The organism is Streptomyces sp. NPDC101152, from assembly GCF_044768275.1.
Taxonomy (GTDB): Bacteria; Actinomycetota; Actinomycetes; order Streptomycetales; family Streptomycetaceae; genus Streptomyces.
Genome location: NZ_JBIWPO010000020.1, coordinates 1 through 23,320 on the forward strand (window position 1 = coordinate 1; position 23,320 = coordinate 23,320).

Consider the following 23,320-nt stretch of genomic DNA (forward strand, 5'->3'; position numbering starts at 1 on the left):
GGCACCCCTGCCCGGCCGAACGCAAGCACCATACGAAGCCTGCCCGACCCCAACTCCACCAACCAGAAAGACACTTAGTCGCGACAGTCTACTAGCACCCCGGCCGGCTCCCCCGGCGCTCCACCATCAGCCGCGAGCCCGTCAGGCGTTCGCCGAACACGTCGTCCGGGTTGGACAGGACGCAGGTGTCCAGGGAGAGACAGCCGCAGCCGATGCAGTCGGTGAGGTGGTCGCGCAGCCGGTTGAGCTGGTTGATGCGCTGGTCGAGTTCGGAGCGCCAGGCCGCGGAGAGGCGCGCCCAGTCCTCACGGGTCGGGGTGCGCTCCTCGGGGAGCTCGGCGAGGGCCTCACGGATCGTGGCGAGGGGGATGCCGACGCGCTGCGCGGCCCGTACGAAGGCCACCCGGCGCAGTGTGTCACGGTGGTAGCGGCGCTGGTTGCCCGCGGTGCGGCGGCTGCTGATCAGCCCCTTGGACTCGTAGAAGTGCAGGGCGGAGACGGCGGCGCCGCTGCGCGCCGCGAGCTGGCCGACGGTGAGCTCGTGGATCTTCTCGGGAATCTGGGGCACCCCTCGGAGCCTACCCAGCCCGCCGCTGGCGGCGTCCGTTGACATGGGGTCCGGACCCGACCATGCTAAGCAGTTGCTTAGACATCTGGTGCTGGGCACAGAGGCACATGGGAGGCCGGGACATGGCAGAGCCGAGGATCTTCGCGTCCGCCGACGAGCTGAGGGCGGCGGTGGGCGAGCAGCTGGGGTACAGCGACTGGCTGGAGGTCGACCAGAAGCGTATCGACCTGTTCGCGGACGCGACCGGCGACCACCAGTGGATCCACGTGGATCCCGAGAAGGCCGCTTCGGGCCCGTTCGGCACGACCATCGCGCACGGCTATCTGACCCTGTCGCTGCTCCCGCTGTTCGGCCCGCAGCTGATCAGCGTCGAGGGCGTGAAGATGGGCGTCAACTACGGCACCAACAAGGTCCGCTTCCCCGCCCCGGTCCCGGTCGGGTCGCGACTGCGGGCGACGGCGACGATCAGCGACGTCACGGACGTGCCGGGCGGGGTCCAGGTCACCGTCGCCTTCACCGTGGAGCGCGAGGGCGGGGACAAGCCGGTGTGCGTCGCGGAGTCGGTCTCCCGGTACTACCTGTAGCGCCGGCGGCGTTACTTCGCCGCCCCGACCATCCGCAGCACGAGGTCGGCGTAGAGCGCGCCGACCTCGTCGGGCGTCCAGGGGCCGCCGGTGCTGAACCAGCGGGCGACGTCGACGCAGAGGGAGAGCACCGCGAGGGTGGTGCCCTTGACGTCGAGCACCTCGAACTCGCCGGACGCGATGCCGTCCTCGAGGATCCCGCGCACCTCGGCGTCGCACTGCCGGCGCAGCGCCACGATCTCGGCGCGGGCGTCCGGGCCGAGCGAGTCCAGCTCGTACTGCACGACCCGCGCGGTGGTACGGCCGCCCGCGTGCCAGCGGACGAAGGAGCTGACCGCGTCGGCGAGCCGCTCGGCCGCGGTGCCCTCACGCCGGGACGCCGTCTGCAGGATCTCCAGCGCCTTGGTGTGGCCGATCCGGCTGATGCGGTGGAGCAGCTCTTCCTTGGTCTTGTAGTGGATGTAGAGCGCGGCCGGGCTCATGCCGGCCCGGCCCGCGATGTCCCGGGTCGTGGTGGCGTGGTACCCGCGCTCGGCGAAGGCCTCCACGGCGGCGACCAGCAGCCGCCGGGCCGCGTCGGGCGTGACCTCGGCCCACGGCGCCACTTCGCCGCCGGCCGTCTCCTCCGCCGTACTCATCGCTCGCTCGCCCCTCTCGCCGACATGGGCTCCCACCATACCGCCGAAGGTGAGCGAGCGCTTAGCCAGCCCGCCCCGGAGCCGTCCGGGCGGTCAGAGCTTCTCGAAGGGGTGGAAGGGGCGCTCCGCCGCCTCCTGCCGGTCCCGGATCACCTTGGCGAGGGTGAAGGCGGAGGTCACCAGGTACAGGACGGCAATGCCCAGGAAGGCCCTCACCCAGGCGTCGGCGTGCAGTTTGACGATGCCGATGGCGGTGGCCGCCATGGCGACGGCGAAGGACGCGACGGCCTGGCCGTAGAAGGCGGCCGTGTTCTGCTGCTTGCCCGATGTGTCGCTCATGAGGACAAGGATCGGAGGCCGTTGCGGGTTCCACATCCGCCGAAGTACCTAGGCGCTACTCAGGACCGAGGGGCGGTCAGAAGGCGGAGACCCCGGTCAGCGCGCGGCCGATGAGGAGCTTCTGGATCTGGCTGGTGCCCTCGTAGAGGGTCATGACGCGGGCGTCCCGCAGCAGCTTGCCGGCCGGGTACTCGTCGATGTAGCCGTAACCGCCGAAGACCTGCAGGGCGTTGTTGGCCGCGCGCACGGCGGCCTCCGAGGCGAAGAGCTTGGCCGTGGAGGACTCGACGGCGAAGGGCTGTCCGCGGTCGATCAGGTCGGCGACCCGCCAGGTCAGCAGGCGGGCCGCGTCCACGTCGACGGCGATGTCGCTGATCAGCTCCTGGACGAGCTGGTGGTGGGCGATGGACCGGCCGAACTGCTCCCGCTCGCCGGCGTATGCCACGGCCGCGTCCAGCGCGGCCTGGGCTATGCCGACACACCCCGCCGCGACCGACATCCGCCCTTTGGCCAGGGCCGACATGGCTACGGAGAAGCCCTTGCCCTCCTCGCCGAGCATCGCGTCGGCGGGCACCCGGACGCCGTCCAGGACGAGTTCGGCGGTCGCCTGACCGCGCAGGCCGAGCTTGCCGTGGATGGCGCGGCGGGTCAGACCGGGGGTGTCGGTCGGCACGAGGAAGCCGGAGACGCCCTTGTGGCCGGGGGCCTCCGTGGAGCGGGCGAACAGCAGGACCACGTCGGCCCAGGTTCCGTTGGTGATGAACATCTTGGTGCCGTCGATGACGTAGTCGTCGCCGTCGCGCACCGCGCGCGTGGTGAGGTTGCCGGCGTCGGAGCCGGTGCCCGGCTCGGTGAGGCCGAAGCAGCCGACGTACTCGCCGGAGGTGAGACCGGGCAGCCAGCGCCGCTTCTGCTCCTCACTCCCCCAGGCGGAGATGGTCTTCGCCACCAGCCCGAGTGAGACGGACACGATCCCGCGCACGGACGAGTCCCCGCGCCCGAGCTCCTCCGTGACCAGGCAGTAGGCGAGGTGGTCGCCGCCCGAGCCGCCGTACTCCTCGTCGAGGGTCAGCCCGAGAAAGCCGACCTCACCGAGCTTCTTCACGACGGACCGGTCGACGTCCTCCGCACGGTCCCAGGCCACGACGTGCGGAAGGATCTCCCGCCACACGAAGTCCCGCGCGAGCTGCCGGACGGCGGTCTGCTCCTCGCTGAGCTCCAGGTTCACGCCGAGTCACCCCACACCCGTAAATTAGCACTGCTAGTTTAATTCCGCAGCCCTACTATGTGCGCCATGGCCCGACCGCGCAAGCCCCTGCTCAGCACCGACCGGATCGTCGAGACGGCACGCGCGCTCGTGGACGCGGAGGGCCTGGCGGCCGTCTCCACCCGGCGGCTGGCCGCCGAACTCGGGGTCAGCGGGCCGTCCCTCTACAACCACTTCCGCACCAAGGACGAGATCCTGGAGGCGGTCGCGGACTCGGTGAGCGCACAGGTCGACCTGTCGATGTTCGAGGACGGCCGCGACTGGCGGACCGCGCTGCACGACTGGGCCGTCTCCTACCGGGCCGCCCTGCGCGACCACCCCCACATCGTCCCGGTCCTGGCCACGGGCCCCGGCCGCCGCCCGGCCGGTCTGCGGGTGGCGGACGTCGTGTACGGCGCGATGGTCGACGCGGGCTGGCCGCCGGCCCAGGCGACCTCCGTCGGCGCGCTGATGCGGTACTTCATCATGGGCTCGGCGCTCGGGTCCTTCGCGGGCGGTTTCGTCGACGACGCGACCGCCTACGACCTCGCCGACTATCCCCACCTCGGTCAGGCGCACCTCCTCGCCGAGCAGCAGGAGAAGATCGACGAACGCGCCTTCGAGACAGGCCTGACGGCACTGCTGGACGGGCTGGCCCGGCAGTACGAGCAGGTGCGGGGGCCTGCGTGACGGGTCGGACGGCCAGGGAAGGTGGATCGGTCGTGTGCCCGGTGCGGGCGGGTGGGGGTTGTTCGCGCAGTTCCCCGCGCCCCTGAGCGGCCGCCCCGCCGCTGCCTGACGTGCCGGGTGTCAGAAGACGACCAGCGCGCGGCCGCCCTTTCCGGCCAGCATGTTCTCGAAGGCCGCCGGGATGCCGTCCAGGGCGATCCGTTCCGTCACGAGCGCGCCCAGGTCGAGGCGGCCGGCGCGTACGTGGTCGGCCAGGACCGGCAGGTCCTTGGCCGGGTCCGAGTTGCCGTAGACGCAGCCCGCCAGGGTCCTGCCCCAGTGGAAGATCTCCAGCGCGTTGAAGGTGACCTGCTGGTCCTTGCCGCCGATGCCGACGACCGTCGTACGGCCGCCGCGCCGCGTGGAGTCCCAGGCCGTGCGGATCGTCGCCGCGCGGCCCACGCACTCGATCGCCACGTCGACCCCCTGCCTGCCGGTCAGGCCCCGGATCTCGCGGGCCGTGTTCTCGGAGGCGAGCACGTAGTCGGTGGCGCCCGCCGCGCGCGCCAGCCCCTCCTTCTCGGGGGAGACGTCGACGGCGACGATGCGGGACGCGCCCGCGATCCGGGCCCCTTGGAGCGCCGCCAGGCCCACGCCGCCGACGCCGTACACCGCGACCGTCTCCCCGGCCCTGACCCTCGCCGAGTGGTGGACTGCGCCGTAGCCGGTGAGGACCGCACAGCCCAGGAGTGCCGCGTCGGTGAGGGGGACGCCCTCGGGAAGGGGAAGGACGCAGTTCGCGGCGACGACGGTCTCCTCGGCGAACGCGGCGACGTTGAGACCGGGGTGCAGGTCGACGCCCGCCGCGGTGCGGGCGTACACGTCCGCGGCGCCGTTCAGGGCGTTGGCGCACAGCCAGACCTCGCCGAGCGAGCAGGCGTGGCAAGTGCCGCAGGACGGAGCCCAGTTGAGGACGACCTCGGTGCCGGGGGCGACGTGGGTGACGCCCTCGCCGACGGCGAGGACCGTGCCGGCGCCCTCGTGGCCGAGGACGGCGGGGACCGGAACCCGCATGGTTCCGTTGGACAGGGACAGGTCGGAGTGGCACACCCCGGCCGCGGCGAGCCGGACCCGGACCTGGCCGGGGCCCGGGTCGGGCAGCTCGATGTCGGTGATCTCGAGCGGGGCGCCCACTTCGGGCAGGACGGCGGCGCGAACCACGGACACGCTCCTCAGAACTGCAGGGACTTGGTCTGGAGGTACTCGGCGAGACCGTGCGTGCCGAGCTCACGGCCGACGCCGGACTGCTTGTAGCCGCCGAAGGGGGCGACAGGATTGAAACGGCCGCCGTTGATGTCCACCTGCCCGGTGTCCATGCGGCGCGCGAAGGCGACCGCCTCGGCCTCGTCCCCGGCCCACACGGCGCCCGCGAGGCCGTACACCGTGCCGTTGGCGATGCGCAGGGCGTCCTCCTCGTCCTCGTAGCGCAGGACGCACAGGACCGGGCCGAAGATCTCCTCCTGGGCGACGGTCATCTCGGGGGTGACGTCCGCGAAAACGGTCGGGGAGACGAAGTAGCCCTCCTCGCGCGGCGGTTCCAGGCCGCCGGCGACCAGGCGGGCGCCCTCCGCCACGCCCTTCTCGATGTAACCCCGCACCCGCTCCCGCTGCTTGGCGTTCACCACCGGGCCGATGCGCTCGCCGTACTTGGCGGCGGCCGCGGAGGCGAGCTCCACGGCTTCGTCGTACTGCGAGGTGTGCACCAGCATCCGGGTCCAGGCGCTGCAGGTCTGGCCGGAGTTGGACATGACGTTGGCCACCCCGACGTTGACCGCCTTGGCGAGGTCGGCGCTCGGCAGGATGACGTTGGCGGACTTGCCGCCCAGTTCCAGGGCGAACCGCTTGACGGCCGCGCCCGCCGTCGCGCCGATCCGGCGGCCGACCGCGGTGGAGCCGGTGAAGGAGACGAGGTCGACACCCGAGTGCTCGGCGAGGGCCTGTCCGGCGACCGGACCGAGCCCGGTGACGAGGTTGAAGACGCCCGCGGGGACGCCTGCCTCGTGCACCGCCTCGGCGAACAGCTGAGCGACCAGCGGGGTGTCCTCGGCGGGCTTGAGGACGACCGTGCAGCCCGCCGCGAGCGCCGGGGCGACCTTGGCGACGATCTGGTGGAGCGGGTAGTTCCAGGGCGTGATCGCACCGACCACGCCGACCGGCTCGAGGTACACGGTCGAGTTGCCGTGCTTCTCCTCGAAGGGGTACGTCGCCGCCAGCTCGGCGTACGAGCCCGCGACCGCGATCGGCACGGCGGCGTGGACGTTCTCGGAGAACTTCAGGGGGGCGCCGAGCTCGGCGGTGACCGTCTCGGCGATCTCGTCCTTGCGGGCCACGAGCACGTCCCGCAACGCGGCCAGCCGGGCGGCCCGCTCGGCCGGCGGGGTCGCGGCCCAGGCCGGGAAGGCGGCCCGGGCGGCCCGTACGGCGGCGTCCACGTCCTCGGCCGTCCCCGCGGGCACTCGGCCGATCACCTGCTCGTCGACCGGGTTCACGACGTCGATCACGTCCCGCCCGGCGGCCGGCCGCCAGGCGCCGTCGATGTACATGCCGTCATGTGCCTTCATGGTGCTCCTCCGGGCGGGGCGGGGTGCGTCCTCCGCTGCACAACCTACCGACAGCCCCATAAACTAGCGGCGATAGTTTTATGATGCCAGAGGCTCTTCCGCCAGGCCGGGTCAGCCCTCCAGATCCGGCAGGTGGTCCGGCGCCGGGCAGATCCGTTCGCCGTGCTGGTCGAAGACGAACAGGTGGGCGATGTCCACGAGGAGGGGGACCTGGAGCCCCCGGCGCAGGTCGATGTCCGGGGTGGTGCGCACGACCAGGTCGCCGGGGAGACGGGGCTCGGCGGGGGTGGGCTCGGGCCCCCGCGGCTCGTCCAGGACCACCACCGGTCCGGCGCGCAGCGCACCCGCCCGCTCCTTCAGGCGTCCCAGCACGGTGGGACCGCCGCGCCGCCGGGACGGACGGGTGGTGGGGCGCGGGGCCTCCAGGTCCGGTACGAGGGCGGGCCGGGAACCGGTGTTGAAGTGCACCAGCACCTCGTGGCCCTGGAACTCCACGTGCTCCACCAGGCCGGTCAACGGCACCTCCCCCGGGCGGGCGGAGCTGTGCTTGGCGATGCGGACGGCCTCCGAGCGCAGGCCCACGATCACCTCGCGGCCCTGCTGGACCCGGAGCAACTGGTGGTCTAGGGAGAGGGGTTCGGGCAGTCGCAGGTACTGCTTGCCCATGCTGATGGTCATCGCGCCGTCGAGCGGGGCCCGGACCAGCCCGCGCAGCAGGTTGATGCGCGGCGTGCCGATGAACGCGGCGACGAAGACGTTGCGCGGCAGGGCGTAGACCGCGCGCGGCGTGCCGACCTGTTGCAGGACGCCGCCACGCAGGACGGCGACCCGGTCGCCGAGCGACATGGCCTCGGCCTGGTCGTGGGTGACGTACACCGTGGTGACGCCGAGTTCCCGGGTGAGCGCGGCGATCTCGGCGCGCAGGTGGTTGCGGAGCTTGGCGTCCAGGTTGGACAGCGGCTCGTCCATCAGGAAGGCGGACGGGTGGCGGGCGATGGCCCGGCCCATGGCGACGCGCTGGCGTTCGCCGCCGGAGAGCTGGCCGGGGAAGCGGTCGAGGAGGTCCTCGATGCCGAGCATGCGGGCGGTGGCGTCGACGCGGGGGCGCGGATCCTCGCCCGGGTTCTCGACCTTCAGCGGGAAGCCGATGTTGCCGCGGCTCGTCATGTTCGGGTACAGGGCGAAGTTCTGGAACACCATCGCCATGTTCCGCCCGGACGGCGGGAGGTCGTTCGACTCCTCGCCGTCGAGCAGCAGCCGGCCCTCCGTGATCTCCTCCAGCCCGGCGATCATCCGGAGCACGGTGGACTTCCCGCAGCCGGAGGGCCCGAGCAGCACGAGGAACTCCCCGGGCCCGATGTCCAGGGACAGCCGGTCCACCACGCGAAGGCCTCGCGTGTAGCTCTTGCTCACATCGTGGAGAGAGATGGCGCGTGTCATGTCGGGTGCCCCCGAGGGCGGTCTCAGGCGCTGGTGCTCCGCGGTCCGGTGGCCACGTGCGGGTCGCACGAGGTCTGTGGGTCACGGAAGCTAACGGAATGTGTGCGGCCGGGGGAAGAGTCCGGACGGTCCGGTTCACCCTGTGAGAAAGCGGACGATCCTCTTCAGCGGTCGGACCTCGGCCCGCGGGTCTCGGTGAGGTGCGCGAAGACGACGGTGTTGCCCACGTAGCCGCTGCGCCGGTCGAAGGCGCCGCCGCAGGTGATCAGCCGCAGTTCCGGGCGGCCACGGGCCCCGTAGACCTCCTGGTCGGGGAAGTGCGCCTTCTCGAAGGTCCGCACGCTGTCCACGTGGTACACGGCGCTGCGTCCGTCCGCGCGTCGCAGTTCCACGAGGTGGCCGCGCCCGAGCCGGCCGAGCCCGGCGAAGACGGCCGGCCCGGTGCCGGTGTCCAGATGCCCGACGACCACCGCGGTGCCCTGCTCGCCGGGCGAGGGCCCGTCCTGGTACCAGCCGACCTGGTGGCCGTCGCCCTCGGGGGGCGCGGTGAGCCGGTGCGCACGGTCGAGGCCGAGACCGATGACGGGCGCGTCGACGCCGATGTAGGGGATGACGACCCGGGTGGGGCGGGAGCGGGCCAGCGGACGGGGCGGGGGTGGTGAGGGTCTGGCGGGCCGGGCCGTCGCGTGGGGCGGTGCGGCGTCGACGCGGGCTCCGTCGTCCGGCCCCTGCGTCGACGCGGCGACGGCGCGCGGGGCCGCTGCGGCCGCGCCTGCGGCGCCCGTCCCGTCGTCGTGCGCCCACCGCGCCCCGCCCACCACCAGCGCCACGGCGAGGGCGGCCGTCCGCGTCAACCGGTAGGCACGGCTGCGGTACCAGGGCCTGCGCCGACGCACGAGCGGCCGTCGGACGGCGCCGGAAGGGCGCGCGGGGCGGTGCCGGTACGCGGCCTGGGCGCGGGGTGGGACCGAACGCGACGCGGCGGCGTCCGCCCGGCGACGCCCCCCGCCCCCACTGGCCGGCCGGGCGACGACCGCCGCTGCCGAGCGCCTACGCTCCATAGGGCCGGCGACGGAGCCGGAACCACACCACCCCGCCCACCGCCGCCAGGCCCACCGCGGCGGCGCCGGCGACCGGGCTGATCGCCGCGTCCCGGGCCAGCCCGCCGCCACCGGCCGGCGGACCGCCGGCCGGGCGGCCGGGCGTCCTCGCGGCGGGCTTCGCCGACGCGCAGTCGACGGTGAACACCTTGAACTTCCCAACGCCGTGCCCCCGGTCCGTCTTCCAGGTCAGCCTGTACAGGCCGTTGGGCAGCCCGAGCGGCATGCTGTCGCCCGTCCGGTCGGGGGCGATGGTGATCTCGCCGCCGAGGTGGCCCCTGCCCGCACCCGGCCCGTTCGGCTGGGGGTTGATGCTCCAGGTGACGTGCTCGCCCGGGTCGAAGCTGAAGGCCGCGAGGTAGAAGTCGCAGACCCTCCGCTCGTCCCGCTGGTCCTTGAAGGCCGTGCCGACCTTGTGGATCTTGAGATCGCCGGTGTCACCGGGCACGGGGGTGGGTGCGGCGACGGCGGCCGGGCCGAGGAGCGCGCTCCCCGCGAGGGTCAGTGCCGCCAGCGCGGCGGTACGCGCTCCGGCGCGGTGGAACAGGGGCAGGGTGGACATGAAGATCCTCCGAGTCAGACGATTTTCGTACGAATCGCGGTGCGTCTGACTCTCTTTCACATGTGCGGCGGTGAGTGCGTGAGCCTCGCCTGACGCAGCGTCAGACATCGCCCTTCCGGCCCACGACCGACCCCGGCCGCCGCGCCCTGGACTCGGCCTCCCGCGCCCCCGCGGGCTTCACCGGCGACCGCAGCGCCACCCCCGAGGACAGCAGCAGCAACGCCCCGAGCATCACGAACGGCGCCGCCACCCCCGCGACCCCGGCGACCAGCCCCGCCGCCGCGGGCGCGGCCACCTGGCCGAGGCGGTTGCCGGTCAGGCGCAGGGCAAGGGCGGTGGAGCGGGCGCCGTCGGGGGCGGCCTGGACGACCGTCGTCATGGACAGCGGCTGACCCACGCCCAGACAGAAGCCGAGGGCGACCAGCATCAGGCCGAGCCCCCACACCGGCGCCGGCAGCGCGATGCCCGCGCACAGCAGGGCACCCAGCAGGCAGGTCACGGTGAGCAGAGCGGGGCGGCCGAGCAGCCGCAGCAGCGGGGTCAGGACGAGCCGGCAGGCGATGGTGGCCCCGGCGCGCAGGCTGAGCAGCACTCCGATCACCGACGGCGCGATACCGCGGTGCTCGCCGACCACCGGCAGATAGGCGGTGAGGACGTCGGTGGCGGAGAGCACCGACAGGCTGATGAGCATGCCCACGGGGACGCCCCGGGCCTTCAGGATGCCGCCGACCGGTATCCGGTCGCCGTGTCCGGTACGGGACCTGATCGCGGTACGGTCCTCGATGCGCCACAGCGACGTGAACGCGACCGCCGCTCCCGCCCCGGCCACCACCAGCGCCAGCGCGCTCGTGCGGGCCATGTCCGGGCCGCCGATCAGCGCGCCCGCGGCGATCGGGCCGACGAGTTGGCCGAGCGAGGCGCCGATGGTGAAGTGCCCGAAGTTGCGGTCCTGTTCGTGCGGGGCGGACCGGCGGGCGACCAGGGACTGCGCGCCGATCACGAAGCAGAGGTGGCCGAGGCCCATCACCCCGCTCCACACGGCCATCGCCCCCAGGGAACCGGCGCGTCCGCTGAGCGCGCAGCCGCCCGCGATCAGGGCCACCCCGACCGGCAGCAGGGGCGCACAGCGACCGTGGTCGGTGCGGCGGCCCAGCGGTACGGCGGCGAAGAGCGGGAGCAGGGCGTAGACGCCCGCGATGACGCCGACGGCCCGCTCGTCGGCGCCCAGCGCGAGGGCCCGGTAGGAGACGGCGGGCCGGGCCATCGACACCGCCCCCTGTGCGAAGGAGAAGGCGATGACGAGGCGGAGCAGCCAGCCGCGGTTCCCACCGGGCGCCATGGAGCGGTTCCTTTCCAAAGGTCAGATGATGCCGAAGAGGATCCCTGCCCCGAGCACGACCAGAGATGTGAGCGCGGCCCACTTGACCACGAACCTGGTGTGGTCGCCGAACTCCACCTTCGCCATGCCGACGAGGACGTAGACGGCCGGGACCAGCGGGCTGGACATGTGCAGGGGCTGGCCGACGAGGGAGGCGCGGGCGATCTCCAGGGAGGAGACACCGTGTGCCTGGCCGGCCTCGGCGAGGACCGGGAGGATGCCGAAGTAGAAGCCGTCGTTCGACATGAAGTACGTGAGCGGGATGCTCAGGACGCCGGTGACGACGGCCATCTGCGAGCCCATGCCGTCGGGGACGTTGTCCACGAGCCACTTCGCCATGTGGTCGACCATGCCGGTGCCCTGCAGGACGCCGGTGAAGACGGCGGCGGCGAAGACCATCCCGGAGACGTTGAGGACGTTCTCGGCATGCGCGCCGAGGCGGGCCTTCTGGTCCGGCATGTGCGGGAAGTTCACGGTGAGCGCGAGCGCGGCGCCGAGCAGGAACAGCACCGGGATCGGCAGCCACTCCATGATCATGGCGGTGAGCAGGGTGACGGTCAGGAGCGCGTTGAACCAGTACAGCTTGGGGCGCAGGGTGGGGCGGTGCGGGTCGAGGCCCTGGAAGCCCTCGTCCTCGTCGGCCGGCCCGGCGTCGGTGCCGCCGCCCGAACCGCCGCTCGCCGCACGATTGTTGCCTGCGCCGGAGCCCGCGCCGACCAGCACGGTCTCGGTCTCCTTCTCGTCGACCAGCACTTCGTCCAGCGTCAGCACGCCGAGCCGCTTGCGCTCGCGGCGGCCGAGGACGTACGAGAGCGCGATCACGAACAGCAGGCCCACGGCGAGGGCCGGGATCATCGGCACGAAGATGTCGCCGGCGTCGAGCTTCAGCGCGGTCGCGGCCCGCGCGGTCGGGCCGCCCAGGGGAGGGTGTTCATCACGCCGTTGGCCATCGCGGCCACGCCGGTCATCACGACCAGGCTCATCTTCAGGCGCTTGTACAGCGGGTACATCGCCGAGACGGTGATCATGAAGGTGGTCGAGCCGTCGCCGTCCAGCGAGACGATCGCGGCGAGCAGGGCCGTACCGACGACGATCCTGAGCGGGTCGGCCTTGCAGAACTTGAGGATCCCCCGGACGATCGGGTCGAAGAGACCGACGTCGATCATCACGCCGAAGTAGACGATCGCGAACATGAGCATCGCCGCGGTGGGAGCGAGGCCGGTCACGCCCTCGATGACATAGTCACCGAGCCCCGCGCCCTTTCCGACGAGGACACAGAAGACTGCCGGGATCAGCACGAGCGCCGCGATCGGCGACATCTTCTTCAGCATGATCAGGACCAGGAAGGTCGCGATCATGGCGAAGCCGAGGATGGTCAGCATGAATGGATACCTAACGTTCGCCCTTGAACATCCCGCCGGGCGGGCGGTGCGACGACGTTAGGTCCGTTCAAACAGCGTCAGCAAGTGGTTGACCTGTGAGCAATAAGCGCAAAATTGCAGGTCACAGCCTTGCTCACGTCAGGCGGGGAGTACGGCGGTGACGGCGGTGACGGCGGTGACGTCGACGGGGACTCCGTTGAGGACCGCGTTGCCCGACAGGGGGTCGAGCAGGCTGCCGTCGAGGAGTTGGTTGACGTTGACGCCGGGGTCGCCGGCGGCGTGGCTCAGCCGGGTGCCGGGACGGTCGTGGCCCCAGCCGTGCGGCAGGCTCACCACGCCCCGGCGCACGCCGTCGGTGACCTCGGCGGTGGCGGTGACCTCTCCCCCGGCGCCCTTGACCCGCACCGGCGCCCCGTCGCTCACGCCGAGCCGCTCGGCGTCCTCGGGATGGACGTGCAGGGTGCACCGGTTGGAGCCACCGGTGAGGGCGGGCACGTTGTGCATCCAGCTGTTGTTGGACCGCAGATGCCGGCGCCCGACGAGCACGAGCCCGTCCGGGCGCTCCCGCAACGCCTGCCGCAGCCGGGGCAGATCGTCCGCGATGGGCCCCGGCAGCAGCTCGACCTTGCCGCTGCGGGTCTTGAGCGGCTGCGGGAGGCGGGACCGCAGCGGCCCGAGGTCGATGCCGTGCGGGTGCTCCAGCAGCTTGTGCAGGGACAGCCCGTCGGGTCGTACGCCGAAGCCGTCGCCGTAGGGGCCGAGGCGCAGCATCATGTCGAGCCGTCGCTCGGGGCCGCTGATCCCCGCGAGCTGTGCGGCGAGGTCCTTCGGGTCGCGGCCGTGCACCGGTGAGTGGGGTTCCTTGACGGCCCTGCCGAGGGTCTGGCCGATGACCAGGTCGTCCACGGCGGAGGGGTCGGCGCCGTGCATGCCGGTCGCGGCGAGGATCAGCCGGGCGAGGATCTCGGTCTCGGCCATCCGGCCGGGCTCCAGCGGGACGGCCGGGCGGGTGTAGCGGACCTGGTTGCGGACGGCGAGCGTGTTGAAGGCGAAGTCGTGGTGCGGGCTCTGGGAGGGGGGCGGCGGGGGCAGCACCACGTCGGCGTGGCGCGACGTCTCGTTGAGGTACGGGTCGACGCTGACCATGAAGTCCAGTGAGTCCAGGGCCTTGTCGAGCCGGTCGCCGTCGGGGGCGGAGAGCACCGGGTTGGTGGCGACGGCGATCAGGGCGCGGATCGGCTCGCCCTCCTCGGTCGCCGTGTCGATCTCCTCGGCGAGCGCGGAGAGCGGCAACTCCCCCTTCGCCTCGGGGTGCTTGCTCACCCGCGAGTGCCAACGGCCCAGCGCGAAACCGTGACCGGGCCCGGCGGGGCGGGGCGTCCTGTCCGTGGCCGCCTGCGGGAAGAGCGCACCGCCGGGCCGGTCGAGGTTGCCGGTGAGGACGTTGAGCACGTCCACCAGCCAGCTGCCGAGGGTGCCGTACGGCACCGTGCAGCTGCCGATGCGGCCGTACACGGCGGCGGTCGGGGCGGCGGCGAGTTCGCGGGCGAGGGCACGGACGGTTCCGGCGTCGACGTCGCAGGCACCGGCGACGGCCTCGGGGGTGAAGTCCCGCACGGCTGCCCGGAGTTCCTCGGTCCCCTCGACGTGGGCCGCCAAGTCGCCGAGCGCCACCAGGTCCTCCTCGAACAGCACGTACGCCATCGCCGCCAGGAGCAGGGCGTCGGTGCCCGGGCGGATCGCGATGTGCCGGTCGGCGAGCTTGGCGGTGCGGGTGCGGCGCGGGTCGATGACGGTGAGGGTGCCGCCGCGGGCCTTGAGGGCCTTGAGTTTGCCGGGGAAGTCGGGGGCGGTGCACAGACTGCCGTTGGACTCCAGCGGGTTGGCGCCGATCAGCAGCAGGTGGTCGGTGCGGTCGAGGTCCGGCACGGGGATCGCGTTCGCGTCGCCGAAGAGCAGCCCGCTGGAGACGTGCTTGGGCATCTGGTCCACGGTGGACGCGGTGAAGATGCTGCGCGTGCCGAGCCCGGCGAGCAGGACCGGCGGGTAGAGGGCGCCAGCCATGGTGTGGACGTTCGGATTGCCGAGGACGACACCGACGGAGTTCGGCCCGTACCGCTCGACGACGGGACGGATGCCCGCGGCGACCGCGTCGAAGGCCTCCTCCCAGGTGGCCTCACGCAGCTCCCCGTCCCGGCGCACGAGGGGGGTGCGCAGCCGGTCGGGGTCCCCGTCGACGGCACCGAACAGGGCCCCCTTGGGGCAGATGAACCCCTTGCTGAACACGTCGTCCCGGTCACCGCGGGCACCGGTGACCCGACTCCCCTCGATGGTCAGCGTCAGCCCACAGGTGGCCTCGCACAGGGGGCAGATACGCAGGGCGGTGCGGGACACGGGTCCTCCCGGGGCAGCGGTGCCAGTTCCCGGTGAGCATACCGACCGGTATGCGCAAGCGGGAGGGCCCTCAGGAGGTGAGGCCGGAAATCCGCGAGGTCCGGTCCACCAGCCGATCGAAGAGGATCACCCCGTTCCGGGTCCCCACGATCAGTTCGCCGTCGGGGCCGGCGCCGAGGGCGAGGCAGCGAGCCGGAAGGTCGATCCGCTGGATGAGCCGGCCGTCGTGGACACCGACCACGGCGAGTTCCGTGTGTCCGGCGACCGCGTAGGCCGCGCCGTCGGGGAGGAGAGCCGCGTGGCGGGCGGGGTGACCCAAGGGGATCGTGAACGCGCGCACCGGTGAGGGCTGCGCGCCCGCGCGTCGTGCGAGTCGGCTGCGCCACCACGCCTGTCGGATCGGGGCGGGCCGTTCCCCGCTCTTCGCGAAGTGGGCGCGCACGTCCTGCCAGGCGAAGATCCGCGAACGCTCGGTGCCGACCACGAGCAGGCCCGCACCCCCCGCGACGTCGACCGGAAGGACGTCGACGAGCTCGGGCTCCCACAGCGTCGCCCACCGCCGTGTCATGGCGTCCAGGACGCGAACCACGCTGCCGTCCACGGCCACGAACACCAGCATCCGGTCCGCACACCGCACGGCACGCAGGTCTGCCAGCTCGCGCCGCTCGCCGACCGGGCGGCAGGGCCGGTCGAGGAGCAGGCCCCGCGCGACGTCGTGGACGGCCAGGTGCACGTCCTCGTCAGCACCCCACACCGGGTTCGGACTGGCGTCCCACGTGGCCAGGGACACCACCGTCTCGGCTCCCGCTCCGTCCGGCAGCACCGAGAGCCGTGCTGTGTGACGGCAGTGCGGCACCGGCGTCACCAGCGCCGTGCCCGTCGTTCGCAGGTCGTGGCCCGAAGTGAAGTCCCAGTACTCCAGCAGGCCGCCAGTACCCCGCGAGAAGAGCAGCTGCCGGGTCCGCCCGTCGGGAGAGCGCCACCTCGCCACGGCACACAGCTCCCGGACCGGCGTGTCGCTGACCGGCCGCAGCCGACGGACCAGGGTGCCCCGCTCTCCGTCCCGCCTGGAGCACGCCGGCCTCGCCGTCCGCGACGACCACCGTGCGCCCGTCCAGGGTCACGGTCGCGACAGCCGAGACCAAGGTGACCTCGTCGAGCGCCTCCGTCACCCGCCGGCCGTCCGCACCGGCCGTCAGCTGCCACTCTCGCCCGCGAACTGTTGACCGATACCGTGGATGCAGACCACCCGAGCCATCGCGCCCCCCGTCGCCCGACCCAGCTCTTGGTCGCTTTAGCAACGGGCCTGCCTCCGGGCGCCGTTGTGACGCCGGTGGATCAGTCCAGCACCCGCGCCAGATACGCCCGCAACATCTCCCTGGCCTCCTCGATGATCTGCTCGTCGCCCTCCGGGAGCATCCGGAAGGCGAGGTGGACCAGGGTGTCCGCGGTTTCCACCGCGATCAGGAAGGTGCGGCGCAGGGCGTCGTCCGGTTCGCGGTCGAGGTAGCCGGAGAGCAGGTCGGTCAGACGGTCGGCGACGCGGTGGTTGGGTTCGGCGTCACGGGCGCCGACGGGGATCTGGTTGCCGAAGTCGACGAGCGAGAAGCCGGGGGCGGTGCGCTTCATGGCCAGGTACTCGTCGAGGACCGCGTCCATGGCGGTGCGCCAGCCCCCCTCGGTCGACTCCTTCAGCCGCTCGGTCACCCGCTCGGTGAAGCGTTCGAGGTTGCGCTGGGCCAGGGCGTCGGCCATCTGCCGCTTGTTGCCGAAGAAGCGGTAGACCGAGCCGATGGGGACGCCCGCGCGCAGCGCCACGGCGCGGGTGCTCAGGGCGTCGTAGCCGACCTCGTCGAGGAGGTCCGCGCAGGCGTCGAGGATCCGGGTGAGCCGTTCGGCACTGCGCCGCTGCACGGGCGCACGGCGTAGCGAAGTCGCGGGGGACACGGGCTTCATGATGCCTTTCCGAAGCGGTCCGGTGAAGCTCGCCCCCCGGTACGCGGACCGTCGCCCGCCGCGCTCATCACGGCCGCGTGCGACGCGGCACCGGGCGTGGGGGTGGCGTCCGGCGGCCCGCTCGGCGTGGCGAGGGCGCCCGAGGTGCCACTCGGGGTGCCCGCCGGGGTGGAGGGGTGCGCCGTGCCGTTCGAGGTGGAGGTCGTCTTCGGGGTGCGGCTGGGCCCCGGGGTCGCGCCCGGCGCGGAGGACGTGATGTCGGCCGTGCTCTGCACCGGCTCGCCCCGCACGGCCCACACCGTGCCGTCGTCGGCGTACAGGCGCGCGGTGACGTGGTGGGTGCCGCGCGGGACCAGGCGGGCCGGGAGGCGGTAGGCGGTGCCGCGCAGGCGCGTGACGAGCCGGTCGTCGACGAAGAGCGCGACGAAGCCCCGGCCGGCCGCCGGTTTCGGCTTCGTTCCGCCGGGTGAGAACCGGAAGTGGCGGACGGTCAGCCGTACGTCCCAGGTGTCCTGGGTGTCCGGCTGGACCTCGATGCCGATCTCCGGCGCGCCCTTCTTGTTCACCTGGCGCAGATGGCGGCCCTGCTTGTCCGTGTCGTCGAGGAGCTTGCCCACCGGTGACGTCGACGGCCCGTTGCTCCCGCCCGTCTGCTTGTGCGCACCACTGGTTCCGCACCCCGCGGATCCGGCCAGCAACAGGACACAGACCGCGAGTACGGCAAGGAGTCCCCGCGTCCACGACATGCCCGGGAGCGTAGAACAACGGTGCGACAGGCGGATCCCCCTGGAGTCTGGTTCTGGGTCCGTTCCCCTTCCACCCTGATGAGGAGACCGGGGGTACCCCTTGCGCCCGCGAAAACGCAATCCTATGGTGATACAGAGGAATCGAAGTCGCAAGGGAGCGATCATGAGCGGGGAAGCGCGCAAGACCGCGGAGGGGCTGACCTACCTCTCCGGCTTCGGCAACGAGCACAGCTCGGAGGCGGTGCCCGGCGCCCTGCCCGACGGCCGCAACTCCCCGCAGCGCGCCCCCCTCGGGCTGTACGCGGAGCAGCTCAGCGGCACGGCGTTCACCGAGCCGCGCGCCCACAACCGCCGCTCCTGGCTCTACCGCATCCGCCCCTCCGCCGCCCATCCGCCGTTCACGGAGACGCACAACGGCTGGATTCGCACCGCACCCTTCACCGAGTCGGTGCCGGACCCCAACCGGCTGCGCTGGAACCCCCTCCCGGAGCCCGCGGAGGGCACCGACTTCCTGGCCGGCCTGTGGACCCTCGGCGGCAACGGCGACGCCGGCCAGCGCACCGGCATGGCCGTGCACCTGTACCACGCCACCGACTCCATGGACCGCGTCCTCAGCGACGCCGACGGCGAACTGCTGATCGTCCCGGAGCGCGGCGGGCTGCTGCTGCACACGGAGTTCGGGCTGCTGCATGTGGAGCCGGCCCAGGTGGCACTGATTCCTCGTGGGGTGCGCTTCCGTGTGGAGCTGCTGGACGATTCAGCCCGCGGTTATGTGTGCGAGAACTATGGGGCACCCTTCCGCCTCCCCGACCTCGGCCCGATCGGCGCCAACGGTCTCGCGGGCGCCCGCGACTTCCACGCCCCCGTCGCCGCCTACGAGGACGTCGAGGGCCCGGTGGAGGTGGTCAACAAGTTCTGCGGCAACCTCTGGACCGCCACGTACGACCACTCCCCGCTGGACGTGGTCGCCTGGCACGGCAACCTCGTCCCCTACGTCTACGACCTGCGCCGCTTCAACGTCATCGGCTCCATCTCCTACGACCATCCCGACCCGTCGATCTTCACGGTGCTGACGTCCCCGTCGGACACCCCGGGGCTGGCCGGCGTGGACTTCGTGGTCTTCGCGCCGCGCTGGCTGGTGGGCGAGGACACCTTCCGGCCGCCGTACTTCCACCGGAACGTGATGAGCGAGTACATGGGGCTCATCGAAGGGGCCTACGACGCGAAGGCGGAGGGGTTCGTGCCCGGCGGGGGCTCGCTGCACAACATGATGTCGGCGCACGGCCCCGACCGGGAGACGTTCGACCGGGCGAGCGCGGCCGAGCTGAAGCCGCAGAAGGTCGACGACGGGCTGGCGTTCATGTTCGAGACGCGCTGGCCCGTCACGCTCACCGCCCACGCGGCCCGGGCCGACCACCGGCAGCCGCACTACGACGACGTCTGGCGGGGGCTGGAACGCCACTTCCGCCCGTTGCACTGATCGTCGGCGACCGGTACGGATAGGCCCGTGACCTCCTTCGCCCCGGACTCGATCGTCCTGAACCGCAAGCTCCCGCTCTGGTACCAGGTGTCGCAGTCCCTGCGCGCCTCGATACTCGGCCGCTCGCCCCGGGACCCGCTCCGGCTGCCCACCGAGGAGCAGTTGGCGGAGCACTACGGGGTCAGCGTGCTGACCATGCGGCAGGCGCTGAAGGAACTGGAGGGCGAGGGCCTGATCACCCGGCACCGGCGCCGGGGCACCTTCATCGAGCCCGGCGCCCGCCGGGCCGCCCCGGTGCGGCTGCTGGGCTCGGTCGACGCGATCGTGGCCCAGCAGTCCGGGATGACGACCGAGCTGCTGGACCACGGCCGGGCGCCTGTGCCGCCCGAACTCGCCGAGCACTTCCCGGACACGGACGAGGTGGCCACGTACCACCGGCTGCGCAGCGACGAGAAGACGGGCGAGCCGACCAACCACGCCCGCAACTACGTCCGTCCCGAACTGGCGGCACTCATCGACCCGTCGGATCTGGCGCGCTGGCCGATGACCAAGGTGCTGAGGGACGTCGTGGGGGCGGACATCGGCCGGATCACGGACACCGTGGAGGCCCGCCTCGCCGACCCGGAGACCGCCCGGCTGCTCCACGTCCCGCTGCTCAGCCCGATCCTGCACTACACGGGTGTGACCTACGACGGTGCGGGAAGGGTGTTGGACGCGGCGGTGATCCACTACCGGGGCGACCGCTTCTCCTTCACCGTCACCCTGGACGCCACATGAGGTCACCGTCGGTGGCAGGTCGTACGATGCGGGGCGTGACGCACGACGACGCTCCGCTGCTGGCGGACCTCATGCCGTGGTCCGTCGCACCGCCGCGGCTCGGCCGGGGGTGGCCGGCGGGCCCCGACGGGGCTTCGCTGAAGGCCCGCTGGGACGCGCTGCTGAAGGCGGACGGCCCGGACCGGGAGACCCTGTTCGAGCCCACCCGCTCCCGCACCGCGCACACGGCGGTCGGTCAGCTCCCGGGGCAGTCGAGCGGCACGGAGAAACTGATCCGCGCGTCCGGTCCCTGCCCGGAGCCGGTACGGGTCCTGTACGCGCCCTTCGACGAGCAGTGGCTGATCCCCGACCACCGTCTGATCGACACCGCCCGCCCGGAGCTGTGGCGGGTGGCGGACGAGCAGCAGGTCTTCGTGGTGGAGACCCCGTCGGAGACGGACGGTCCGCAACTGCTCGCCACCTCCCGCCTCCCGCTCCTGCGCCCCGGCCGCGTCCGGCCGCTCTACCGCCGCCCGGGCGGCGCCGAACCCAACGTGGTACCGGGCCTGACGGACCACCTGGGCACCCGGCTCGGAACGGCGGTGCGGGCACCGGACGTCCTGGCCTGGATCATGGCCACGGTCCGCCGGGACCTCACCGTGCCCCTCACGGAGGACCCCGAACTGTGGTCCCGTGGCGTGGAGTTGGGACACCGCCTGCTCTGGCTGATGCGGCGCGACGGCGACCGCCCCAAACTCCCCGGCGGTCGCCGCCCCTACGTCCGCGCCCCGCTCCCCTCGCGCCCCCTCACCCTGGACTACGACCGCGACGAGGAGACCCTGCTGCTGGACGAGGGCCGCATCTCCCCCGTACCGCCCGAGGCCTGGGACTTCGAGGCGGCCGGCGTCCGGGTCCTGGAACAGTGGTTCGCCGCACGGACGGCGGAGCCGGGGCCGGGCACCCTGTCCGCGATCCGCCCGACGACCTGGCCGCAGGCCTGGACCTCCGAACTGCTGGAGCTGATCACGGTCCTGGCCCTGCTCGCGGAACTGCGCCCGCAGCAACGGGATCTGACGGTGACGTCCCCCATCACGGCAGCGGAGCTGCACAAGGCGGCCGTCCTCCCGGTGCCGGAGCCGGCCCGCAGACCGGCCTCGGTGCTGGACCACCACGAGGAGGGCCCGGAGGGCCAGTTCGCCCTGATCTGACCACGCCGGACGCTCATCAGCGCACCAGCGGAGCGCCACCGCTCGGGTTCACCTGCGCGCGCCGGTGCCGTCGGGTGCCGCCTGGCCGGTGGCGCATCCGGTCGCCGGATCGTTGTTGTGGTGCGCGGCGCTGATCGCCGTGTTCCTTCCGCCGGCGGTGCGGAGGTATGCGCGCGGGGAACGCTGACCGGGATCGCGGTACGGAGCGGGTGGGTCGTACCGGAGGTGACGGACGGGGGACGGGGGCGCGCCCGGGTGGGGACCCGGGCGTCGCTGCGTTCCGTGGGGATGGCGGACGACGGGATCGCGACGCGGGGCGGACGCGACGACCCGGGCGCGGCCCTTCGCCGAGCGGGTGCCGGTGTGCTCAGCGGCCGCCGAACAGCGAACGGGTCAGCCGGCGCAGCGGCGCGAAGAGCGAGACGCGGCGAACCCGCGCACCCCTGTCGCTGCGGGTCCGTGTGGTGTCACGGGCGGTCAGCTCGAGCATGAGCGAGGTCGCCTCGGCCGTCTTCTGCTGCGGCACGGCGGGACCCGCCAGCACCGAGAGATGGCGGTCCAGACGCGAGCTGCTCGCGCTGCTGCCGTAGGTGATCGCAGGGACCCTCGCCCTGCTGCGCACTGTTATCTGTTCCATGTCACTCCCCACCCGTACGAGTCCACCCGGCCCGGGCAGGGTAACCCTATCGCTCCCTCGGGGCACTCGTGTATCGCGGTCACAGGATTCACCTTCCCCGTAAGGGGGTTGACGACTCATCGTTCGTCACTCTCCGAATCCGACCGATTTCAGGGCGAGTTGGACAATCGGCTGGCTGGTGGGCTGTGCTGAGCCGCCGTCGGGTTCGACGGTGACAGCGAGTGATGTAGCAGACTTGTCGAGACCGGTCGCGACCAAGGGCGTGTCGCCGCCCCTGAAGAGCCCGAGGGAGCGTGGTTGCGCGTCGGGGCGCATGAGCCACAGCTGGTGCACGCGTCCGCCGGGCGGGACCCCGTATCCGCTGAGCGTGACGATCGCCTGCCCTTCGGACGCGGAGGCGACCACCGACAGACTCCGTCCCCGGGGGTCCTTGCCCGTACCCGCGCGCGCGTCGGGAGCTGCGAGAACGTGGGCGATCTCACGTGACTGGGAGCGCTCCGCGTTCAGCTGGTCCTGGGTCCGGCTCGCCTGTACGGCGAACAGCGAGGCGACCACGAGGGCCGCGGCGGCCGTCATGGTCGCGAGCGGGACGAACAGCGGGCGGCGCTCGCGGGGCGCACGGGAGCGCGCCGGCGGCGGCTGCGTGCCCCAGACGTGCGGCGGCAACTGGGGCGTGTGCTCCCGCTCCGGGCCGGGCTGCTGCGGGGTGGCGCGTACGGCGGCCAGCACCCGGTCGCGCATCGCGGGCGGCGGCTGGGCGGCCGTGGACCAGGCGAGGCGGACCGCGTCCTCTGACAGGGCCCGCACCTCGGCTGCACACGCGGAGCACGACCTGAGGTGCCTCTCGAAGCGGACCCGCTCGGCGGGCTCCAGCGCGTCGAGCGCGTAGGGGGCGGCGAGCGAGTGCAGGTCCTCACGGCCCAGCATGCGGTCGAGGAGACTCATGCGACACCTCCCAGGCACTTGCGCAGCTGGGTGAGTCCATCGCGCATACGGGTCTTGACGGTGCCCAGCGGCAGCGAGAGCCGCTCGGCCACTTCACGGTACGTGTAGCCGTCGTAGTAGGCGAGGGTGACGGACTGGCGCTGCAGCGTGGTGAGGCGGTCCAGGCAGCGGCGTACGTACTCCCTCTCCAGACCGGCCTCCACCTCCTCGGTCACCTGGTCGAAGGCGGGGTGGTGGGCCCGGCGGGCCTCGCGCTGCTCGCGTTCGCCGGCCGCGCGGACGCTGCGCACCCGGTCGACGGCGCGACGGTGGGCGAGGGTGAGGATCCAGGACAGGGCGCTGCCCCGCCCGGGGTCGAACCGGGCGGCGGAGCGCCAGAGTTCGAGCAGCACCTCCTGGGCGACCTCCTCGGACTGCGCGGGGTCCCGTACGACGCGGCGCACCAGACCGAACACCGGCCCGGACACGAGTCCGTACAGCTCCTCGAACGCTTTCTGGTCGCCGCCTGCCACGAGTACCAGAAGCTCGTCCGCCTCCACTCGGTCCCCCTCTCGCCGGCCGCACGGGCCCCGTCCTGTCACACCAGGCATTCGCAACGAACGCACCTCCGGATGGGGTTACGGATCAGCGTGCCCAAAACGCGGGTGCGCGCTCGCTGAAACAAGATCTCA

General features: G+C 72.4%; 22 protein-coding genes and 2 pseudogenes. 6 read left to right on the forward strand and 18 right to left on the reverse strand.

The window, feature by feature from the left end:
- Positions 1 to 91: 91 nt before the first annotated feature.
- A complete protein-coding gene (gene soxR, locus ACIRVK_RS24535; RefSeq protein ID WP_404250448.1) occupies positions 92 to 568 on the reverse strand; it encodes a redox-sensitive transcriptional activator SoxR in 477 nt (158 codons plus the stop codon).
- Between the two features lie 122 nt (positions 569 to 690).
- Between soxR and ACIRVK_RS24540 the strand changes: the two genes are divergently transcribed.
- Positions 691 to 1,152 carry a MaoC family dehydratase gene (locus ACIRVK_RS24540; protein WP_404250450.1) on the forward strand — a complete coding sequence of 154 codons (462 nt, stop codon included), beginning with the start codon at positions 691 to 693 and terminating at the stop codon, positions 1,150 to 1,152.
- Positions 1,153 to 1,163: 11 nt separating this feature from the next.
- Here the strand turns inward: ACIRVK_RS24540 and ACIRVK_RS24545 are convergent, their stop codons facing one another.
- From ACIRVK_RS24545 to ACIRVK_RS24555, 3 genes are all read right to left on the reverse strand, one after another.
- A complete protein-coding gene (locus tag ACIRVK_RS24545) occupies positions 1,164 to 1,790 on the reverse strand; it encodes a TetR/AcrR family transcriptional regulator (protein WP_404250452.1) in 627 nt (208 codons plus the stop codon).
- Positions 1,791 to 1,883: 93 nt separating this feature from the next.
- Positions 1,884 to 2,129: a YiaA/YiaB family inner membrane protein gene (locus ACIRVK_RS24550; RefSeq protein ID WP_404250454.1), complete on the reverse strand. Its 246-nt coding sequence runs from the start codon at positions 2,127 to 2,129 to the stop codon at positions 1,884 to 1,886.
- 76 nt (positions 2,130 to 2,205) lie between these two features.
- Positions 2,206 to 3,357: an acyl-CoA dehydrogenase family protein gene (locus tag ACIRVK_RS24555; protein WP_404250456.1), complete on the reverse strand. Its 1,152-nt coding sequence runs from the start codon at positions 3,355 to 3,357 to the stop codon at positions 2,206 to 2,208.
- A 66-nt stretch (positions 3,358 to 3,423) separates the two neighbouring features.
- Here ACIRVK_RS24555 and ACIRVK_RS24560 point away from each other — a divergent pair, with 66 nt between their 5' ends.
- Positions 3,424 to 4,065, forward strand: coding sequence for a TetR/AcrR family transcriptional regulator (locus tag ACIRVK_RS24560; RefSeq protein ID WP_404250458.1), 642 nt, complete (start codon positions 3,424 to 3,426; stop codon positions 4,063 to 4,065).
- 120 nt (positions 4,066 to 4,185) lie between these two features.
- Here the strand turns inward: ACIRVK_RS24560 and ACIRVK_RS24565 are convergent, their stop codons facing one another.
- From ACIRVK_RS24565 to ACIRVK_RS24615, 11 genes and pseudogenes are all read right to left on the reverse strand, one after another.
- Positions 4,186 to 5,265: a Zn-dependent alcohol dehydrogenase gene (locus ACIRVK_RS24565; protein WP_404250460.1), complete on the reverse strand. Its 1,080-nt coding sequence runs from the start codon at positions 5,263 to 5,265 to the stop codon at positions 4,186 to 4,188.
- An 11-nt stretch (positions 5,266 to 5,276) separates the two neighbouring features.
- Positions 5,277 to 6,665 (reverse strand): aldehyde dehydrogenase family protein, encoded by a 1,389-nt coding sequence (locus tag ACIRVK_RS24570; protein WP_404250462.1) that lies wholly within the window; start codon positions 6,663 to 6,665, stop codon positions 5,277 to 5,279.
- A gap of 111 nt (positions 6,666 to 6,776) precedes the next feature.
- Positions 6,777 to 8,105 (reverse strand): ABC transporter ATP-binding protein, encoded by a 1,329-nt coding sequence (locus tag ACIRVK_RS24575; protein WP_404250464.1) that lies wholly within the window; start codon positions 8,103 to 8,105, stop codon positions 6,777 to 6,779.
- A 164-nt stretch (positions 8,106 to 8,269) separates the two neighbouring features.
- Positions 8,270 to 9,001, reverse strand: coding sequence for a class F sortase (locus ACIRVK_RS24580; protein WP_404250466.1), 732 nt, complete (start codon positions 8,999 to 9,001; stop codon positions 8,270 to 8,272).
- 154 nt (positions 9,002 to 9,155) lie between these two features.
- A complete protein-coding gene (locus ACIRVK_RS24585; protein ID WP_404250468.1) occupies positions 9,156 to 9,767 on the reverse strand; it encodes a hypothetical protein in 612 nt (203 codons plus the stop codon).
- 100 nt (positions 9,768 to 9,867) lie between these two features.
- Positions 9,868 to 11,106, reverse strand: coding sequence for an MFS transporter (locus ACIRVK_RS24590; RefSeq protein WP_404250470.1), 1,239 nt, complete (start codon positions 11,104 to 11,106; stop codon positions 9,868 to 9,870).
- 21 nt (positions 11,107 to 11,127) lie between these two features.
- Positions 11,128 to 12,527: pseudogene (locus ACIRVK_RS24595) on the reverse strand (CitMHS family transporter).
- Positions 12,528 to 12,665: 138 nt separating this feature from the next.
- On the reverse strand, positions 12,666 to 14,921 hold the full coding sequence (locus ACIRVK_RS24600; protein ID WP_404250472.1) for a molybdopterin oxidoreductase family protein: 2,256 nt from the start codon (positions 14,919 to 14,921) through the stop codon (positions 12,666 to 12,668).
- 70 nt (positions 14,922 to 14,991) lie between these two features.
- Positions 14,992 to 15,912, reverse strand: a complete 921-nt coding sequence (locus ACIRVK_RS24605; RefSeq protein ID WP_404250474.1) for a hypothetical protein — start codon at positions 15,910 to 15,912, stop codon at positions 14,992 to 14,994.
- 347 nt (positions 15,913 to 16,259) lie between these two features.
- On the reverse strand, positions 16,260 to 16,877 hold the full coding sequence (locus tag ACIRVK_RS24610) for a TetR family transcriptional regulator (RefSeq protein WP_404250476.1): 618 nt from the start codon (positions 16,875 to 16,877) through the stop codon (positions 16,260 to 16,262).
- Positions 16,874 to 17,623 carry a hypothetical protein gene (locus ACIRVK_RS24615; RefSeq protein ID WP_404250478.1) on the reverse strand — a complete coding sequence of 250 codons (750 nt, stop codon included), beginning with the start codon at positions 17,621 to 17,623 and terminating at the stop codon, positions 16,874 to 16,876. The genes ACIRVK_RS24610 and ACIRVK_RS24615 overlap by 4 nt, the downstream gene beginning before the upstream one ends.
- A 163-nt stretch (positions 17,624 to 17,786) precedes the next feature.
- Here ACIRVK_RS24615 and hmgA point away from each other — a divergent pair, with 163 nt between their 5' ends.
- From hmgA to ACIRVK_RS24635, 4 genes and pseudogenes are all read left to right on the forward strand, one after another.
- Positions 17,787 to 19,103: a homogentisate 1,2-dioxygenase gene (hmgA, locus tag ACIRVK_RS24620; protein WP_404250480.1), complete on the forward strand. Its 1,317-nt coding sequence runs from the start codon at positions 17,787 to 17,789 to the stop codon at positions 19,101 to 19,103.
- 27 nt (positions 19,104 to 19,130) lie between these two features.
- Positions 19,131 to 19,880 carry a GntR family transcriptional regulator gene (locus ACIRVK_RS24625; protein ID WP_404250482.1) on the forward strand — a complete coding sequence of 250 codons (750 nt, stop codon included), beginning with the start codon at positions 19,131 to 19,133 and terminating at the stop codon, positions 19,878 to 19,880.
- 26 nt (positions 19,881 to 19,906) lie between these two features.
- Positions 19,907 to 21,067: a type ISP restriction/modification enzyme gene (locus tag ACIRVK_RS24630; RefSeq protein WP_404250662.1), complete on the forward strand. Its 1,161-nt coding sequence runs from the start codon at positions 19,907 to 19,909 to the stop codon at positions 21,065 to 21,067.
- A 58-nt stretch (positions 21,068 to 21,125) separates the two neighbouring features.
- Positions 21,126 to 21,254: pseudogene (locus ACIRVK_RS24635) on the forward strand (ABC transporter permease); the annotation flags it as partial.
- Positions 21,255 to 21,434: 180 nt separating this feature from the next.
- Here the strand turns inward: ACIRVK_RS24635 and ACIRVK_RS24640 are convergent.
- The 3 genes from ACIRVK_RS24640 to ACIRVK_RS24650 all read right to left on the reverse strand — a co-directional run bounded on the left by ACIRVK_RS24640 (position 21,435) and on the right by ACIRVK_RS24650 (position 23,188).
- On the reverse strand, positions 21,435 to 21,704 hold the full coding sequence (locus ACIRVK_RS24640; protein ID WP_404250484.1) for a hypothetical protein: 270 nt from the start codon (positions 21,702 to 21,704) through the stop codon (positions 21,435 to 21,437).
- Between the two features lie 126 nt (positions 21,705 to 21,830).
- On the reverse strand, positions 21,831 to 22,649 hold the full coding sequence (locus ACIRVK_RS24645) for an anti-sigma factor domain-containing protein (protein WP_404250486.1): 819 nt from the start codon (positions 22,647 to 22,649) through the stop codon (positions 21,831 to 21,833).
- Complete coding sequence (locus ACIRVK_RS24650; RefSeq protein ID WP_404250488.1) at positions 22,646 to 23,188, reverse strand: sigma-70 family RNA polymerase sigma factor; 543 nt, start codon at positions 23,186 to 23,188, stop codon at positions 22,646 to 22,648. Before ACIRVK_RS24650 ends, ACIRVK_RS24645 begins: the two co-directional genes overlap by 4 nt.
- Positions 23,189 to 23,320 lie beyond the last annotated feature (132 nt).